The organism is Variovorax paradoxus (genome assembly GCF_024734665.1).
Classification (GTDB): domain Bacteria; phylum Pseudomonadota; class Gammaproteobacteria; order Burkholderiales; family Burkholderiaceae_C; genus Variovorax.
Map to the genome: position 1 here is coordinate 6,600,526 of NZ_CP102931.1, position 17,785 is coordinate 6,618,310.

10 protein-coding genes and 1 pseudogene are annotated in these 17,785 nt (G+C 63.3%); 1 reads left to right on the forward strand and 10 read right to left on the reverse strand.

Annotated elements, in window-relative coordinates; genetic code table 11:
- Window positions 1-353: 353 nt before the first annotated feature.
- Genes NWF24_RS30890 through NWF24_RS30905 form a run of 4 tightly spaced genes read right to left on the reverse strand, consistent with a single transcriptional unit; the run spans window position 354 to window position 6,346 of the window.
- Window positions 354-1,613, reverse strand: a complete 1,260-nt coding sequence (locus NWF24_RS30890) for a hypothetical protein (protein ID WP_258351852.1) — start codon at window positions 1,611-1,613, stop codon at window positions 354-356.
- Entirely contained in the window at window positions 1,610-2,224 is a 615-nt protein-coding gene (locus NWF24_RS30895) for a hypothetical protein (protein WP_258351853.1), read from the reverse strand. Before NWF24_RS30895 ends, NWF24_RS30890 begins: the two co-directional genes overlap by 4 nt.
- Window positions 2,221-4,461, reverse strand: a complete 2,241-nt coding sequence (locus tag NWF24_RS30900; protein ID WP_258351854.1) for a hypothetical protein — start codon at window positions 4,459-4,461, stop codon at window positions 2,221-2,223. Before NWF24_RS30900 ends, NWF24_RS30895 begins: the two co-directional genes overlap by 4 nt.
- A gap of 16 nt (window positions 4,462-4,477) precedes the next feature.
- Entirely contained in the window at window positions 4,478-6,346 is a 1,869-nt protein-coding gene (locus NWF24_RS30905; protein ID WP_258351855.1) for a hypothetical protein, read from the reverse strand.
- A gap of 107 nt (window positions 6,347-6,453) precedes the next feature.
- Between NWF24_RS30905 and NWF24_RS30910 the strand changes: the two are divergent.
- A pseudogene (locus NWF24_RS30910) lies at window positions 6,454-7,809 on the forward strand (YifB family Mg chelatase-like AAA ATPase); the annotation flags it as partial.
- 30 nt (window positions 7,810-7,839) lie between these two features.
- Here the strand turns inward: NWF24_RS30910 and NWF24_RS30915 are convergent.
- The 6 genes from NWF24_RS30915 to tssJ form a co-directional block, all read right to left on the reverse strand.
- Window positions 7,840-9,855, reverse strand: coding sequence for a serine/threonine-protein kinase (locus NWF24_RS30915; protein ID WP_258351856.1), 2,016 nt, complete (start codon window positions 9,853-9,855; stop codon window positions 7,840-7,842).
- A gap of 52 nt (window positions 9,856-9,907) precedes the next feature.
- Window positions 9,908-10,621 carry a type VI secretion system-associated protein TagF gene (gene tagF, locus NWF24_RS30920; protein WP_258351857.1) on the reverse strand — a complete coding sequence of 238 codons (714 nt, stop codon included), beginning with the start codon at window positions 10,619-10,621 and terminating at the stop codon, window positions 9,908-9,910.
- Window position 10,622: 1 nt separating this feature from the next.
- Entirely contained in the window at window positions 10,623-14,282 is a 3,660-nt protein-coding gene (gene tssM, locus NWF24_RS30925; protein ID WP_258351858.1) for a type VI secretion system membrane subunit TssM, read from the reverse strand.
- Complete coding sequence (locus NWF24_RS30930) at window positions 14,282-15,679, reverse strand: DotU family type VI secretion system protein (protein ID WP_258351859.1); 1,398 nt, start codon at window positions 15,677-15,679, stop codon at window positions 14,282-14,284. Before NWF24_RS30930 ends, tssM begins: the two co-directional genes overlap by 1 nt.
- An 8-nt stretch (window positions 15,680-15,687) precedes the next feature.
- The gene (gene tssK / locus NWF24_RS30935) at window positions 15,688-16,983 is read right to left on the reverse strand and encodes a type VI secretion system baseplate subunit TssK (protein WP_256217028.1); all 1,296 of its coding nucleotides are present in this window, start codon (window positions 16,981-16,983) and stop codon (window positions 15,688-15,690) included.
- Between the two features lie 255 nt (window positions 16,984-17,238).
- Window positions 17,239-17,757 (reverse strand): type VI secretion system lipoprotein TssJ, encoded by a 519-nt coding sequence (gene tssJ, locus NWF24_RS30940; RefSeq protein ID WP_258351860.1) that lies wholly within the window; start codon window positions 17,755-17,757, stop codon window positions 17,239-17,241.
- Window positions 17,758-17,785 lie beyond the last annotated feature (28 nt).

Consider the following 17,785-nt stretch of genomic DNA (forward strand, 5'->3'; position numbering starts at 1 on the left):
CATCTAGGCCGATTCAGGAACCACTTGTCGTATAGCTTGGCGAGATCGCCTGATCTCACCAGCGCCTCGATGCTTTCGTCGACGGCTTTCTTGAAGGTCGGATCACCGACTAGCCGCCACCTGAGATATGGGCACGGTGTTGCGGCACGACGATGGCGATCTCGTTGCGCAGCTTGCCGGCACGCCTCCAGGACCTCGGCCTTGAACTGCGCGCTGTGTTTACGGAACTTGGCCCGCTTAACCACAGCATTCATCGCGGACACGATGCCTGCAGCCTCTCAGTGAATCAAGATGCCTTCACCGCGCGCTTACCGCAGATGACGAAGAGTCGCGAGAAGTTCGCCCTCTGGGCGTTACTCGAAGCTTGCACCCACGACTTCTTTACGAGCGAGTTCGACGGACTGCTGATAGATGACATAAGGTCGGATCGACTCGAGATTTTTATGGCCCACCTTCATTCCTACGGCTGCGGTGATCGCGTCGGTTGAGGTGTCCAGTCCAGCTGCAAGCCTGTAGCGAATCTCTTCCATGATCGCAACGTTAATAAATCGATGCCGGAATGCGTGTACGGCTGCTCCAGGTGGAGCGTCCAAAGCTAGGCGCATGTACCGTCCCAGGATCTGCGTCAGGGTTCGATCTTCGAGCGGACGACCATCGCGCGAAGAGAGAAAGAGCCGACCGTGCATCTGACCGGCCAACCATCCTCGGCATTTGGACATCGGCAGAAGATAGTGTCTGATGTACTGCTGAACCCTCAGATAAAGCCAGGTTGGAAAAGCAAAGCCATCTTCGTAGCCGAACTTCTGATGGTTTGGGACCACGTACACAAACTCTCCAAGCGCCGGCTGAGAAAACTGTTCGACAAGCAACGAATTAATCGATGCCCTTCGCAGGCCCGTGGCGCTGGCAATGTCTACGATCAGGACGTTCCGGTGAGCGACGAAAGGAAGTGCGGCGTCGGCCTGCATCATCTCCACCACTTTCAAGCGTTCATCGTTGGAGGGTACAAACACTCGCTTGTGTTTGGAAGCCTTTCCCGTCCTTCGAAACAACAGTGGGTAGTCCGTCTGTCGTACGCCGGACCATTTATAGCGGGTATCTTTTCGGCCAGCTGCTTTTGTATGCTCGGGAAGTGCAGACCGCACGCGCGCGCCTCTGGGGCCGATCAATCCGGCAGGAACACGCTCATCCTGTTGCAACCAGCAAAGCCAAACATAGACAGCGCGAAGCCTAGTGTTGACTGTTTCCATTGAAGTACGAGCCTTCTGCTTGCTTCGCGCAGCGTGTTGGACAGCCCTGAACTCAGCATCGCGAAACTCTGTCAGCAGGGAATCGCACATGGCACGGGTTGCAACTGCACATGTCGGACTCGCCCGGACATCGAATTCCTCTTCGAGACGGATGTTCTTTAACCTGACAAACGCCCAAAACCTCTTCAAGTGGTACAGGCGGGTCGAGATCGTTTTCTCATCGAGCTTCTCTTGCCTCGAAAGAAAGATTGCGTAGTCGGTCAGGTCGTCTGCCAACCGTCCACTGCTCAAGTCGTACACAAGGAACTCCTTGCGGCCGGACATCTGCACAGTAGTGATAAGGAGATTGTCAGCGTGCGTCATACTCGACGTAGTCTCGCGTCTCTGCTCAGTCTCTTTTTCAAATCGGCGTTCTCCTCCTCGAGGGCCAAGACCCTCGACTGGAGTTCCGCAATCATCCTTTTGGCTTCCGCGTCGGAAGACTGTTTTGCATATTTGACGACGTCATAGCTATCTCTCAGTTCACTCAGGAGAAATCGCGCTCGAATGATCTCGCGATTGGCGATCGCAGTCAGATCCCTTTCGGCTTTCAAACGCCCTTGCAATCCTCTGATTGATTCTTCACGACGATCCGGCGACTGCCTTTCACTGTGCTTTCGTACTGAATCGATTAGTTGCTGAACCTCAAATCGCACGTCTGGATGCGCACGAAGTGTCTGGTTCGAGTTCGGATGACATCGCGGAACCTCTGATCGATCAAGAGTTGCATGGTTAGAAGATCCATCCCACAGATTGAACTGTCGTATCGATTTTGGCAATGCTTTCAAGGCGTCAGTCGATCCCTCTGCTTTGCCATGGTTCCTCAAGGTCTGAATCAGCAAATCGCGCTTCTGCAAAATGTTTGTCAGAGCATCCGCCGCGTTCTTGGCCGCGATTGGAGGCGCTCCCCGCTGCTTGGGCTTTGCTGCTTTCATTGCGCCATTTCCAATCGCGTGGAGTGCAGCTGAATCGCTGCAAGGAGGTTCTCGATCTCTTGGCTCAAACGGCGTGCCTGAACCGAACCGATGTGACATTCCGCAGCCTGTTGTTCTAGCGCCTTCAGATCGTTTCGCTGCGCTTGGAGATAGCCGCGCGACACGACGTGATACGGACACCGCGCGCAAGTCATAGGGGAGGCAGTAGAACGGTCCAGACGCTCCTTCTCAGTTGAATAGCAGTTACCAGCGCGCCGCTTTCCCTCGCTGCCGGCCATGCATTCGCCATGCGGAAACGCCTGTAGCGAATGTCCCCTTTGGACCAGGGTCTGCGTCAGTCTTCTTGCTTGGGCTGCTCTATCCATTTCCGAGTAGTCCACGCTCAAGATCAACTTGTTGTGCAGTCTGCGTACCAATCGTGCAAACCCACCCGAAAGATTTTCTCCGTCCAACAGGCCACTCACGGTTTTCTCAAGCTTCTCCTTCGCCACCTCCTCAAGGACCAGGGCAATGCCTTTCTGATCATCCCGGACGGCCTGCGCTTCTACGTCAAGCGTCTTGAGCAGATCGATCGGGATGCGCTCGATCTCCAACATATGCGATGCATCGGTCACATACCTCTGCGTAACGGCAAGATTGAGGTGGCCAAACTGGTGAGCAAGTGCCTGCAATGTTCCGTTCTCATAGCGGTAGATAAAGATCAGTGCGTAAAACCGCCTGAACATGTGTGAGGCGATGGACGATGTTTTTTCGCCGCCGCCAAGGGCGTGTCTGACGAACTTTGATGCAACGCTGCGAGGACTCTTGTCGAAAACGAACCAGGTGCGGGACCTGCTCAAGCCATCCACCATGCGTACGGGTCGCTGCCAAAAAAGACTCGTCTTTTCTGGATCCGCAGTCGGCAACGAAGTGGCTTGTTCGGTTGCCACATAGAGTTTGTTGAGATTTTCAAGCACCTCGAACGCGACATAGGTTGAACGGTTGACAAAAAAATCGACGTATGACTTGGCGCTTTTTTCTATATAAAAAGTGCCTTCATAAATATCAAACTCTTTGTTGATGATGCGAATCGCTCCTGTCTTCAAGCCAAGTTTTGGATGGCAGATCTCATCGCGACGACGAGCATTCATCACAGCAATGACGATGAAGGCTGCGGTGGTCAGCATTCCTACCAAGTGATGCATCATGATCGCGCCGGCCTGGCGGCCTTGAGTCAAATTCAGGTCCACACCAGTCAAGACTCCGACCAACTTCTTCGCAGGTAGTTGGTCCAGGAATGCGCGGTATTTCTTACGCCTCGCGTAGTCGTTCAGACCGTGGCTTTCCTTTGCGACATCCAGAACTTCCTCTACAAGCGCAATGATGGGGCCCGAATAGGAGTGAACCCAATGGAGAGAGCACTCCAAGAGCTTCACAGCGGTTTCGACATCCAGATTCGGCGTTCTCTTCGACCGTACTCCGGTCTTGCCCGCAGAAGGCCCGATAGCAGTCAAGGGATCGACCGAAAATCCATATGGAGCTTCTAGCTGAGAGACCCTTTGCAACTCTTGCATGATCATCCTGAACAGCGATTGCGAGTACTTCGGCTCGTCGGGCTCTGGGACATCGATGTGTATTGCACGGAGCAGCAGCGCGCGCGTTTGGGCAAGCGATCTGGTCGCTAGATTCGTATGAAGCCATGCTTGCACCCCAACCTGTCGCACTGAAGGGTTTCCACTTGTGGTGTGCATCGGCCAGAGCAGCTCATCGATGTCGTATGCATTCGTCATCGCGGCAAGCGTTCGCTTCTTGATGTCCAGTGCTCGCGGCCATCCACCTTCCTTCAGCTGGCGCCAGAGTCGTCGAAAATGAGCCCCCGTCCAATCGCAGGGACGGTAAAGATCATTGAGATAGCCCCACTCCCAGGCCCTGGCGAGGAACCTCAAAATTCCCAAGGCCGTTTGTGACGTCGACTTTCCCTTGCCGACGCGACTCAGATAGCTGTCGATGGACAGAACGATCGTTGTCGAAAGCAGCGCGTCTTCCGAGAGCCGTTTCGCGGGGTACAGGCCTGAGGCCGGGAGCCAGAACTCCGAGAAGTCCAGAACTATGTGCTGCTTCTCGTCTACGCCAGCATCCCAATTCTGAAGACTTATGCTAGTCCTACCTACTGCCGAGATCTGGGCCGAGGTGCATAGATCCAGTGCTTGATAGTTCCACCCCTTCGCGTCCGGTTCCAACGCGTCAAGTGGATCCACAACCTTGGTGCGGGTACTAAGCCGCGGCATTTCGGTTCGCCTCCAGTTTGCGCTCAAGCTCCGCATACGCACCCGCATGAGGGCCATGCTCAAGGACGCTGTGCAACGCTTCATTGAATGCGATAGCTGGCAACGAGAACTTTTCAAAATGTTCTATGTTCGCCTCGCTCATCGCGTGGTGTCGTTTCTGATAGTGAATGCGCGTGCGCAAAACTTCTGTCATTCGATTCTCATCAATGACAATTCTTCGGTTCGGGCACCCACCCGCGCTATGGCAAAGTTGCCCCTGACATTCGTCAGAACCGAGTGAGCGATCGACCGGCGGGTTTTGAGGATCGATACAACTCGCACCGTCCCCGATCGCGGTCAAGCCCTTCAATAGCTTCCGCTGCCTGGGCTTCACTGCATAGACAACCTCGCTCTCCAGTCTTCGCTGAAACTCGAGATTGGATGCTGAGTGCAGCCGATCCGCGGCCAACTGCTTCAAGTAACCCCCGGTCGTACCGATGCTTGCATGACCGGCCATTCGGTTCGCTCTTTCAATTCCACCCCGATCGATGCCGGCGTGATAGAGCACCTGCGTCCTGACCTGGTCTAAGGTGAATCGCGGAAGTCGCCGTCTCGAAATCAAGTTCTCCAGAGCAACTATGGGATGGAACCCGCCCATGCGGCAACTTTTGGCGGTGACGAAGAGACCTTCGAAGGATGAAGGCAGGTACCCGCACAGAATCAACGCCCTGCGGTTCCATTCCAAAAGCTCGATGGCTCGCTCAACGCCTGGAGCTGCAGCCTCGAGCGCGAAAGGCGGCGCGTCGTCATCAGTTTTGCTTTTAAACCCACCCGTCAATTCGACGAGGCCGCCGGCGACACGAATTCCCTCAGCGCGCAACGCCATGAGCGTGGAAAAGTTCCAACCACAATACGTTTGCAACAGCAGCGTCGCGGCAAATACTTCTTCAGCGCTCGCTCGAAAGCCTATCTCAAGAACCTTATGGCTTGTGAAGGGGATGTCCAAGCCAAACAGCAGTCTGACGACCAACCGTAGCATCGGAACTTGATATGCAGGCGAGCCCTTTTCGTAGAGCCTCTTGCTCGCGATCTGGTAAGCGACCACGTTGAGAATCTCGTCGACCTGCGTCCCGTTGCGCCGCAAATCTCGAGTCAGCGATTTTGTTTTGGCATTGAAGATGCTGATTTTTTCAAGACTCTCGCTGCTAGGTTCGCGTGCACCCAGTTCGAGAAGCATCTTCCTTGCCTGGCTGCCCTGCTCAAGGTCGGCGATACACGCGCTTCTCACGCGGTCAAGGTCAGCGGCGACCTTGGTAAGTTGATTGGCTTTGAGATCGACGTATTTTTCAAACGGAGTGACAGCTAGCGGAGGACCTGTTTCGAGGCTTATGTCGTCTGTCCCATCACTCAGTAGGGGTCTTGGCACAGCAAGGTACCGTCTTCGTGACTTGAAGCCCACCCGACCTTTCGATAGATCAGCGTCGAAGACGCTCGCCCCGAGTCGGAAAAGGACACTTATGAATGTGTATAAGTCCCGCAGAATCCCTCGATCTAGATCACTCCCCGCGAGGTCCTCAGATTTCATGAGAAAGCCTCGAAGGCCCAGCGCTGTCACCTGACACGGCCGATGGTTCGCAAACGAATGCAGATCTGCATGCTGTGAAATCCATCGCAATATGCGCTTGAACGCACGAGCGTAGGCGTCTTGGACCCGCTCGACTCGACCCTCTCTTTCCAGCTCCACAATCATCAGCCAGGGCCAGGAGTTGCAGGACAACTGCAGTTCGTGAGAGTCGAACTGCATCTGCCAGAGGTAGTCACGGAGATAAACGCGATGCTTTGTGAGAACCGCCAAAGTGATGCCCGGGTCTTGCATTGCCTGCTCCATCGTGAGTAGTGCTGTCAGCGATCCAGAGGGGCGCCGTGCGCCTTGTGAGAACCTGTATCGGGTACCTGACTCAAGATTTCAATGCTACATAAAGCATCACCGTGAACCTTGCGCCAGCCGACCTGCCGAAGGACTCCGGTCGCTTCGATCTGCCGATTGCGCTGGGCATCCTCGCGGCCAGCGGGCAGATCGACAACGCCCGGCTCGCCGGCCACGAGTTCGCCGGGGAGCTGTCGCTGTCGGGCGAGCTGCGGCCCGTTCGTGGTGCGCTGGCCATGGCACTGGCGCTGCATACGCGCGGCGTTGCCACGCGGCTGGTGCTGCCCCTGGAGAGTGCACAGGAGGCCGCACTGGTGCCGGGCGGCGAGGTGTATGGCGCGAAGCACCTGCTCGATGTGGTGCGCCAGTTCATCGCAGAAGGCAGCGATGCCGCGTCGCAGCTGCCCGAATCGCCTGACGACGACGGCTGGGCGCGCGTCCAGGCCGCGCCCGGCGCGATTCCGCCGCAGTACGCAGACCTGTCTGAAGTGAAAGGACATGCCGGTGCCAAGCGCGCGCTCGAAATCGCGGCGGCAGGCGGTCACAGCCTGCTGATGGTGGGCGAGCCGGGTTCGGGCAAGTCGATGCTCGCGCAGCGCTTCGCGGGCCTGCTTCCGGCGATGCACATCGACGAGGCACTGGAAAGCGCGGCCGTGGCCAGCCTGGGCGGGCGCTTTGCCACCGAGCGGTGGATGAGCCGGCCAACATGCTCGCCGCACCATACATCTAGCGCGGTGGCGCTGGTCGGCGGGGGCTCTCCACCCCGACCCGGAGAAATCTCGCGGGCGCACCACGGCGTGCTCTTTCTCGACGAATTCCCCGAGTTCGCGCGCTCGGCGCTGGAGGCGCTGCGCGAGCCGCTGGAAACCGGCACCATCACCATTGCCCGGGCCGCGCGGCGCGCCGAATTCCCGGCACGCTTTCAGCTGATTGCCGCCATGAACCCCTGCCCTTGCGGCTACCTGGGCTCTTCGTCGAGACCCTGCCGCTGCACGCCAGACCAGGTCTCGCGCTACCAGGGCAAGCTCAGCGGCCCGCTGCTGGACCGCATCGACCTGCACATCGAAGTGCCAGCGGTGTCGGCGCAGCTGCTGCTCGAAGCGCCGCCGGGCGAATCGACCGACAGCATCCGCACCCGCGTGGTCGATGCGCGCGAGCGTGCGATACGGCGGCAAGGCCACGCCAACCAGTCGCTGCAGGGCTCTGCCATCGACCGGCATGCCGTGCTCGACGACACGGCGCGCAAGTTCATGTTCAACGCGGCAAACAAGCTCGGCTGGTCGGCGCGCAGCACGCACCGCGCGCTCAAGGTGGCTCGCACGATCGCCGATCTGGAGGGGGCGGACGCAGTGCAGGCGGCGCATGTGGCGGAGGCGGTGCAGTACCGCCGCGCGCTGCGCGGCGCCAAATGAACGCGGGAGCCAGCCGCGGCGCAGACCGTACTACTTGAACTCGTGGCTCACCACAGGCGCCGACTTGCTGTCCTGCACGGTCACGCGCTGCCGGAACACCTCGAGGTCGCCGTTGCGCACTTCGATGTTGTAGATGCCCGGGCGCAGCGACAGTGACTTGAGCGGTGGGCTCACGCCGCGGTCCGCGCCGTCGACGAACACCTGGCCCCAGGGGCGGACGTTGAACACCACCCGGCCCATGCCGGGCGACGCCGCAGGCGTGGCGGGAGCAGCTGCAGGTGCGCCGGGCGTCCCGGCGGGTGTGGCACCCGCCACGGTCGTCGTCGTGGTCCCCGGCGGCAACGTGCCGGGCGCGACGGGCACTGACGGCGGCGAGAGCCGGTTGATTTCGGCGATTGCGTTGCGCGCCTCGCGCGCATGCACGCCGCGGCGGTAGCGGCGCAGGTAGGCCTCGTAGCCTTCGCGCGTGTTCTCGGTCTGCGCGAGGTTCCAGTCTTCGGCTTCGGCGGTGGCCAGCGCGGATTCGGGCGGCGCGGCCGGTGGGCCGACCGGGACGTTCTCCAGCGGTGTCAGCGGCGCCGTGGCTGTAGCGGCGGGCGCACTGGCCGGTGCGGCGGGCGGTGGTGCTGCGGCACTACCGCCGGCCACAGGCGTTCCAGGCGCGGCCGGCACGCCATCGGTGGTGGTGGCCGGTGGCATCGCCGCCGGCGGCGCGGTGTTGCTCGACATCGGCGCGGCCGGAGGCGGCACCGGCACCATCGCGGTCTTGGTCTCCTGCGGCTGCATGCCCGAGGTCAGGCGCAGGCCGATCCAGCTGCCCACGGCCACGAGTGCGATCAGCAGCGCGCCCACCATGCCCCACGGCGGACGCTTGAGCTTGCTCTTCTGCGCGGTTGGTGCGGCGGCCTTGTGGCCTTGCCCCTTGCTGCGGTCCTGCGGTGCGGGCGCAGGCGCTGCTCTCGGCTGCTCCGGCGCTGCCACAGGCATCGGCTCCAGCGGCACCGGCGCCGACATCGGCGAGAACTGCTGCGGCACCAGCGGCGGAGGTGGCGGCGTCGCCGACACGGGCGCCGCGGGGATGATCACCGTCGGCGCGCTCATGCCGCTCACGTAGATGTCGCCGAGCTTCACCAGCCCCAGCTCGGCCGCGAAGGCAGCCACGGTCTGCGTGCGGTCCTTGCTGTGCACGGCCAGCGTGTGGTCGACTGCGGCGCAGAAGCTCGGGCTCAGGTCGTCGCGGCCCATCGACGACAGGGGCACGTAGGCGTCCTGCACGCTGCGCACCACGGCCGAAGGCGGCGGATGGCCCGTGACCGCGCGGTACAGCACTGCCCCCAGCGCGTACATGTCGGTCCACGCCCCCTGCAGCAGCGTGTTGTCGTCGGCGTACTGCTCGATGGGCGAGTAGCCCGACTTCACCATCACCGCCACTTCGTCGACGAGGTCGGCGATCGACTTGCGCGCCGCGCCGAAGTCGAGCAGCACCGGCAGATCGTCCTGCTGGATGAAGATGTTGTCGGGCGCGATGTCGCGATGGAAGCACTGGCTGCGGTGCAGCGTCTCGAGCGCGCCCAGCAGCGGCCCCAGCATGCCGAGCAGCCAGGGCTCGGTGATCCTGCCCGGCTCGTCCTCGGCCAGGCGGCGCAGCGTGCGGCCCTTGTAGAGCTGGATCGCCATGTAGGCGGTGGAGTTGGCCTCCCAGAAGCGATGCACGCGCACCAGCGCCGGGTGGCTGAACTGCGCCAGCGTGCGCGCCTCGTTGATGAAGCTGCGCAGGCCCGCCTGGAAAGTGGCCGTGAGCCGCTCGGAGCGCACGTGCACGCTGTTGTCGCCCACGCGGCGCGCGAGCATCGAGGGCATGTATTCCTTGATGGCCACCTCGCGCTGCAGCGAGTGGTCGTAGGCGCGGTAGACGATGCCGAAGCCGCCTTCGCCGATCACTTCCAGCAGTTCGAATTCGGCCAGCCGGTGGTTCACGCCCAGCGGGTGCGGCCGTTCGTCATCCGTCTCGGCCGGTGGGCTCCCGATGCCGTGCGTCGTCGTCATGCTTCTCCTCCTGCGGGACTGCTGTGGCCCCTATGGCCGGTCTGGCTCTTCTTCATGCCCATGGCACATGCCCCTGCGAAAACAACTTGGAAAACAGCGGTGTGTTGAGGCCGCCACCATGGGCAGCGGTCCGCAACGGCGATCCGTCGGCTTGGTTGGTCCACCAGTAGCTGGTGCTGCCGAAAGGGTCGAAGCACAGTGGAAGCTCTGGCCAGCCCAGGGGCTGCTGGGCGCTCGCGCCACCGGCTGTAGGTCCGAGGATCGAAAGGATGTCGTCCGAGCCGCCGCTGGCGGTCTGGAAGCCGGCACGGCCCGCGGCCAGCACCTGGCTGTCGAACTGGTCGGGCGCCACGCCGTGGCGGATGGCCTGCAGCAGCGCGGTGCCGCACTGCCAGTACCACGCGGCCGAGCCTTCGAGCACCGACGGGCGGTAGTTCTGCGCGACCACCTGCAGCGTGATGCACACGGGGTAGTAGCGGCCCACGCGGTCGCAACTCGGCGCGATGCAGCCGAACTGCACGGCGTCCACGCCCTGCGTGGCAGGAATCGCGAAGTTCCATACCGGCGCAACGGCGTAGTGCCGCGTCATCGCGTCAGGCCAGCGCTTGAAGCTGCCCAGGCCGTTCTGCATCCAGCGGTCCCACCAGGCCTGCAACTCGCGCGGCATGCGGCGGTAGAGAAAGTCGCCGGCTGCCGGCAGCTTGCCGTACCAGCCGATCTGTTCGTCGACTGGCACCCAGGCTTGGGGAGGAATGCTGCTGTTCATTTCAGGATTTCCCCGGGCAGGAGAAGCCGTTCATCTGCGGCAGGCGCAGCGGGTTGTAGACGCTGTTGGCCGTCACCGCGAGCACGACCTTCTTGCCCTGCAGGTCGAAGCTGGCGTTGAACGATTCGGGCGAGCTGCCCGCGGAGATCGAGGCCTTGTCGAACAGCCTGTGCAGCGCCCACGGCCCTTCGGTCACGATGCCGCCCGCCGGCGTGCCGTTGGCTGTGGTCACCTGCAGGCGCACCTGGTTGCTGTTGCGCGGGCCGGGCCACTTGATGGTGCTGGGCGCCTGCGGGCCGTGTGCGTAGCGCACCGTCTGTCCGTCGACGTCGAGCGTGAACTGCGTGAGCGAGGCGTCCATGTCCTCGGGCCGGATGTCGATGGTGAACGAGGGCGTGCGCCCACCCGCCATGCCCGAGAAGAACACGTCGCGGATGGCCTGCGCCTTCTGGAACGAATCGAGGTACGCCGAGCGCCCTGCGGCGCTGCCGTCCACGCCGCGCTTGAAGGCCCATGGGTTGACCGAGGTGTCGACCTGCGTGACGAGGTTCTTCTGGAAGAAGTCGTCCATCATCCCGCCCGGCGCGAACAGCTGCGCAAAGTCGCCCGAAGCAACGTCGCGGTTCGACCCGCGCGTGAACGGATAGCGCCCCGCAATCGCCTGGTTGCAGAACGAGCCGATGCTCGCCGCCGCGCTCTGCCCGATGTTCTGCCGCGTTACCGCTGCCGCCTTCGACGACGCGGTAGCCGACAGATCGTTCAGCATCCCCTGGAACGGCACCGGCAGGCGCCCGGCTTCCGCCTGCACCTTGGTGACCGAATCGCTGGTCGGCGGGATGTTGCCGCTGCGCAGCGCGGTGTCGGTGGCGGTGAGGTAGTTGTAGAGCTCGTTGATGAGCGCGGCCGTCGCATCGATGGGCGCCTGCCCGCCCTGCTTGGGCGCGGTCACCATGCGGCGCAGCGGCTCGAAGTGGTTGTCCACCAGCGACTCGGGGCGGTCTACCCGCGTGTTGCGGCGCTGGCTGCCGTCGGGCTGGCCGATGAGCTGCTCGATGCGCTCGCGCGTGCTCTGCACGCGGTTCTGCGCCTGGTCGAGCAGGCTGCGCGCGGCCTCGTCGTGGTTGCGCAGCAGGTCGGTCTCGCGCGCCGCGCCGCGGATGAGCCGCGACATCGGCGACTCCGCGGTCGAGAGCACGCGCGTCATCTGGATGCTCTGCAGCAGCGAGCGGCTGTCGGCCAGGCGGATGTCGACGAGGTAGTCATCCCACACCTTGATGTAGTCGGTGAGGTAGAGCCGGCGCACTTCACGCAGCAGCAGTTCGCGCGAGGTGATGTCGGCGATGCCGGGCGCGCGGATCTGCAGCACCCAGCGGTCTTCCTGTTCGAGCGACAGCGTGGTCTCGGCGATGCGCTTGTCGAAGATGTCCCAGTAGCCGCGATAGGTGAAGAGCGTGGGAATGCCGTCGGTCAGCGGCTTGCCGCTCGCACGTCGGATGACCAGCGCCGACTCGGCACCGCCCGCCTCGGCGATGGTGAAAGCATTGGGCTGGCTGGTCTGCAGCAGGATGCGGCGCAGCCGCGCGTACGAGCGCTGCGCCAGCGGCACGCCGGCCAGGCGCTCGCGCGTCTGCATGATCAGGCGGTCGTCCTTCGCGAAGGGCGAAGTCAGCACGCGCCCCACGAACAGCGCCTTCAGGTGCGATTCGAGGTTCGCGCGCTGCTCGCGCGTGAGCGAAGCGCCGATCTTGCGGTCTACGTCGGCGAGCAGCCAGGCCTGCAGGAAGTCGGCGTCGTAGCGCTCTGCGTCGTACAGCATGAGATACGCCTTGAGCGCCTCATAGCTGTATTCGGCGTCGATCTTCGCAGCGTCGCGCAGCGACTGCTCGACGCGCTGCGCGGCCTGCGGCAGCAGCACCGTCTCCAGCGCGCGCTGGTACACGCCATCGGTCGCGGCCTGCAGCTTTTCGCCCTGGTAGAGGCCGAAGCGGTAGGAGGTGGGCGGATCGCCGATGTCGAAGTGGTTCGACTTCGGCAGGTCGCGCAGCTTGTCGAGGATGAGCAGCGAGCTTGCAATGTCGCCGCTCGAATCGACCACCGTGGGCAGCTCACCGCGCGCGGCGGCCTTGTTGAAGGCCTTGGCGTTGGTGTCGACCTCGGCCACGTAGTCCTTGTTGTTGCGCCAGCTGTTCACGCAGGCACCCAGGAACAGCACCAGCAGCACGCCAATGGCGCTGTAGCCCGCGATGTCGATGGCCCGTTTGCGCCGGTACCAGCGCAGGTTGGTGCCGGCCACGCCCGCGTCGCGGAAGATCACCTGCTGCAGCAGTTCCTTCAGGAAGTAGCTCTTGCCCGGGCCCGGCGGCGGCGCCGGCGGCGCGTTGACCTGCAGGTAGCGCTTGATGGCGCCCATCACGCGGTCGAAGGCCGTGCCCTCCTGCGTGCCGCTGGTGAAGTACACGCCGCGCAGCATCGACGCGGCCTCGAACTTCGAGGGGTTGAATACGTCGGCCAGGAAGGTGCCGAGGATGTCCTCGAAGCTCGCGAACTGCTGCGGCAGCAGGTAGGCCTGCGCGCGGCGCATCGGGTCGGACTCGGCCGCCAGCAGCTCGGGCAGGCGTTCGTCCAGGCGCTGGTGCAGCAGCTTGTATTCCTGGTGGAAACGCTCGCGCAGGTCGCCGCTGCCCACCGGAGCCGCGCCCTTGCCGGCCTTGTTCGCCGGGTTGCCCTGAATGGGGAAGGTGAAGCCCCACACCTGCTGCCGCTCTGCACGGCCCAGCGAGCCGAAGTACTCGTTGAAGCCCGCCAGCAGGTCGGTCTTGGTGACCAGCACGTACACCGGGAAGTCGATGCCCAGGTCGTTGCGCAGCTCCAGCAGCCGCTTGCGCAGCGCCATCGCATGGCGCGCGCGCTGCGCGTCGTCGGCCAGCGGCAGGTCGGCAATGCTGATGGTGAGGATCGCACCGTTGATCGGCTGGCGCGGACGGAACTTCTTCAGCAGATCGATGAAGCCCTTCCACTCGCCCTCGTCGGTCTCGCGATTGCTCTCGTGCGTGGTGTAGCGGCCCGCGGTGTCGATCAACACTGCTTCGTTGGTGAACCACCAGTCGCAGTTGCGCGTGCCGCCGATGCCGCGCACCGCGGCCTTGCCGAGCTGGTCGGCCAGCGGAAAGTCGAGGTCGGAATTCACCAGCGCGGTGGTCTTGCCCGAGCCCGGCGCGCCGATGAAGATGTACCAGGGCAGCTGGTACAGGTACTGCCGGTCGAACAGCGAGAAGCGCCCGCCGGACTTGCCATCGGCTCCTTCGCCGAAGCGCATGTTCTTCAGGATGGCCGTGGCGTCGGTGAAGCCGCTTTGCAGCTCCTTGATCTCGGGCGCGTCCTCGGGCTTGGCTTCCTTCTCTTTCTTGGAAGGGGTGCGCAGCTGGTTGAGCAGTTGTGCATTGAGCCGGCGCTCGCGCCACTTGCGGTAGATGACGCGTGCGATCCAGATCGCGAACATCAGCGCGATGACCACGATGCGCACGATCTCGTCTTCGAGCGGGCGGTAGCGGCCCACCGCTATGGCCGGGCCGATGATCCAGATCAGGAAGGCGAGCGCGACCAGGCCCAGAAAGACCCACAGATCGCGGCTGATGAGAAAACGGAAGATGGCGCGCAGCATCAGCGGGTGCCTCCGGGCTGCGGTGCTGGAGCGGCAAGCGGCGCAGAGTTGGCGGGCACGCCGGCCACAGGCGCCACCAGCAGCGTCACCTCGACGCGGCGATTGCGCGCGCGGTTGGCCGCGGAGTCGTTGGGCACGAGCGGGTCGGCATCGCCGCGGCCTTCGGCGCGCAGGCGTTCGGGGCGCGCAAGGCGCGTGGCGATCATTTTCTTCACCGCGTCGGCGCGGGCCTGCGAGAGTTGCCAGTTGGAGGGAAAGCGCACGCTGCGGATCGGCTGGTCGTCACTGAAGCCGCTGACCAGCACGTTGCCGTCCACGGCGTTGAGCGCATCAGCCACGCGCGCGAGCACCGGCGCATAGCGGTCGAGCACGCGGTCGGAGCCCGACGCGAACAGGCCGTCACCGCGCAGCACCACCACGCTGCGGTCGGCCTCGTCGCGCACGGTCAGCAGGCCGTCGCGGATCTCGGGTTCGAGAAAACGCTGCAGGCGCGGCGTTGGCGCTGGCATGACGACGGCGCGCGCGGTCTGCGGCAGGCGTACCGCGTTGACGGCCGCGAAAGCACCGTCGGAATGGCCAGCGAGGTTGAAGGTGAGCAGCGCGAACACGACGAGCAGCAGCACCGCCGCCACCGCGCCCACCGCCCACACGGGCAGCCAGTTGCGTGTGCGGCGCACCGGTGCACTCGCGTCCTGCCAATGCGGCGACAGCGGCACGGCGATTTCGCCGCGCGTCTGCCGGATGATCTGCAGCAGCCGCTGCTTGAGCGTTTCGAGCTGCGTGCGGCCGTTGTCGATGACGCGGAAGCGCCCCTCGAAACCCATGGCCAGGCAGAAGTAGATGAGCTCGATCAGGTGCAGGTGCTGCTGCGGGTTCTGCACCAGGCGTGACAGCAGCTGGAAGAACTTCTCGCCGCCCCAGGTCTCGTTGTGGAACATCACGAGCAGGCTCTGCGACGACCAGATGCTGCCGCCCCACGGCGTGAGCGCGGCGGCCTCGTCGACTGCCGTACACAGGCAGTAGCGCGCACCGATGATCACTTCGGGTGAGATGCCCGCCTGCTGCGCGCGCGTTTCGAAGCGGCGCACTTCATCGACGAGGTGCTCGCGCAGCTGCGCGGGCGCGGGATGGTGGCCGGTGGCGCGGATCTGCGGGATCAGGTCGAGCAGCGGATTGGCGGCCGCCACCAGCGGGTTGTTGCCCGCAAGCGCCGTGTCGCCCGCATGCGGACGCCGTGCGTCGTGCCATGCGGTGAAGGATTCGGGCTGCGCGCCAAGGCCGCTACCACCGCGCGAGGCATTCGGCATGCCACCTGCGTCGCCCATTGCATTGCCGCCGCCGGGATTCGGCGGCACGAAGCCTCCCGGACCGACGGCCATGTCGTTGACACCGTTCATAGAGTCCCTCACGGACGGATGGCCCAGAACTCCATGGCCAGCCCGGGAAAGTCACCGGCCAGGTGCATCGCCACGCCGCCCGATTTTTCGAGCTGGCGCCACATGTCGCCGCTCTTGTCGAGTTCGAAATAGTGGTAGCCCGCGTTGTACGGAATCTGCCGCGGCGCCACCGGCAGCGGGCGCACCACCACGCCGGGCAATTGCAGCTGCACAAGGTCGCGGATGCGTTCGACCGAGCCGATCTTCACCTGCGTGGGGAAGCGCTGCTGAATGGCATCGGCCGGCAGGTCGGCATGCACTGCGAGCACGAAGCCCGCGTTGCGCACCAGCACCGGGTCGGGCATGCGGCCCACGCGCACGCCGTGGCTGCGCTCTTCGAGTTCGATGGCGATCGCGCTCTGTTCGAGCACGGCCGACAGCGAACGCCGAAGCTCTTCAAGCAGCGGGCGGATGCACTCGTTGAGGTTGTCGTGGTCGTATATCGGCCACAGCACCGGACGGCGCGTGGGCGATGTGTGCGTGGCCAGATGGCAGGCCAGCTTGAGCCAGTCGACGAACAGGTTTTCTGGGTGCACCTGCACCGCCTGCTGCGAATGCCACGTGAGCGCGAGATAGCGGTTGACCAGTTCGAGCAAGAGGAAGTCAGAGACCTCGCTCACGCCGCCGCGCCCCGGCTGCGACAGCCGCGAAGCCAATGCCTCGGAGCGCTGCGTGAGCAGGCCGTGCAGCTCGGCGATCATGCTGCGCAGCATTGCGTGCGCGGAAGCGTCGAGCACCGGCGGAATGTAGTTGGCATCGACCACCAGCTTGTGGTCGGTACGCCGCTCGATCACGCGCACCGCGCCAATGGCCTGCCATTCGGCGGTGAGCGAGGAAGCGCGCGCAAGACGCAAGCGCGGCGCGGCGAGCTGCAGCACGGCGGGGCCGAGAGCAACCGCGTTGCCGTCGTTAACTTCGCGCTCGATCACGCCGAAGCGCGCGGCCGAGCCTTCGTCTTCCGCGAAGATGACCTCTTCGCTGCCGGGCCTGCGCAACGGCAGCGCGAGCACGATGAGCTCGTCGGTGAGATCGGTCGGTACTTCATAAGGCAGCGGCGCGTCTTCGGCACCGAACGAGAACGGCGTGCCGTCGGGCATCACGCCCGCGCCGCCGAGCAGCGACACACGGCCCAGCGCATACGCGTCGCGGTCGATCTCCAGACTCAGCCAGCCCCAATAGGCACCTTGCAGGCCTGCGGTGCGCCGGGTCACGTATTGCTCGACATAGCGTTCCATTTGCTGGAAATGCTGCGGCCGCAGGTACATCCCTTCGGACCACACCACACGATTCGCCAATGCCTGCGGATGGGCGCCATTCTTTGCGGCGCCCGAATTGCGAACTGTCACCAAAAGACCTCCTGGGGTGTGCTCACATCGAAGCGGGAGATGCGCTGAGGAGCGGCCTCCCGGTCCACTTGTTTTGCTCCTGATGCTACACGGCGCGTCTTACGTTTTGCACCGCATTTCACTCAAGAATTTCTCGCACTTTCGTACTAGCAGACCAACACCCCAAGCCGAAAGTTAACGACTTGGTAGCAGCTCTATGCCCGTCTTGCGCACGGCAACGTGCACGGCCTGCTCGCTCGGCGAAAACTGCCACACCTTGTACAGGTTGGTTTGCTTCGGTTCCTTCAGCGGCAACACGATGCGCCAGCGTGCGGCCTCGAGTTTGCGATAGCCTGCAATGATGCCGATGGCGCGCGAGTCGAGTCCTGCCTCGCGCTTGAACACACGCTCTTCGCCGCTGCGCATGATGGCCTGGTCGGCGTTGACGAGCTCGGTCATGAGCGTCTCGCGGTCACGGTCCTGTAGTGCAAAGTAGTCTGCTGTTTCGAAGTTACCGGAAGATTTCAGTTCGAAGACCTTCACGAGGATGGGTGCGGCCTGACCGCGTCCGTCGGGGTTGACGCCATCGTCGATCTTGACTGTGATGGCATAGGGCGTGGGCATGGACTTGGCTGTCGATGCGCATCCGCTGATGAGGCCCGCAAACAACGGTGTGGTGGCAAGTGCGCCTTGTAGCAAGCTTCGTCGATGCATTGAAATCTCCCCGAGGGTTCGCGGCCTA

Coding starts and splice junctions, on each gene's coding strand:
- NWF24_RS30890 (WP_258351852.1), bottom strand. CDS start 1,613: ATGACGCACGCTGACAATCTCCTTATCACTACTGTGCAGATGTCCGGC.
- NWF24_RS30905 (WP_258351855.1), bottom strand. CDS start 6,346: ATGCAAGACCCGGGCATCACTTTGGCGGTTCTCACAAAGCATCGCGTT.
- NWF24_RS30895 (WP_258351853.1), bottom strand. CDS start 2,224: ATGAAAGCAGCAAAGCCCAAGCAGCGGGGAGCGCCTCCAATCGCGGCC.
- NWF24_RS30915 (WP_258351856.1), bottom strand. CDS start 9,855: ATGACGACGACGCACGGCATCGGGAGCCCACCGGCCGAGACGGATGAC.
- tagF (WP_258351857.1), bottom strand. CDS start 10,621: ATGAACAGCAGCATTCCTCCCCAAGCCTGGGTGCCAGTCGACGAACAG.
- tssJ (WP_258351860.1), bottom strand. CDS start 17,757: ATGCATCGACGAAGCTTGCTACAAGGCGCACTTGCCACCACACCGTTG.
- NWF24_RS30930 (WP_258351859.1), bottom strand. CDS start 15,679: ATGAACGGTGTCAACGACATGGCCGTCGGTCCGGGAGGCTTCGTGCCG.
- tssM (WP_258351858.1), bottom strand. CDS start 14,282: ATGCTGCGCGCCATCTTCCGTTTTCTCATCAGCCGCGATCTGTGGGTC.
- tssK (WP_256217028.1), bottom strand. CDS start 16,983: ATGTACCTGCGGCCGCAGCATTTCCAGCAAATGGAACGCTATGTCGAG.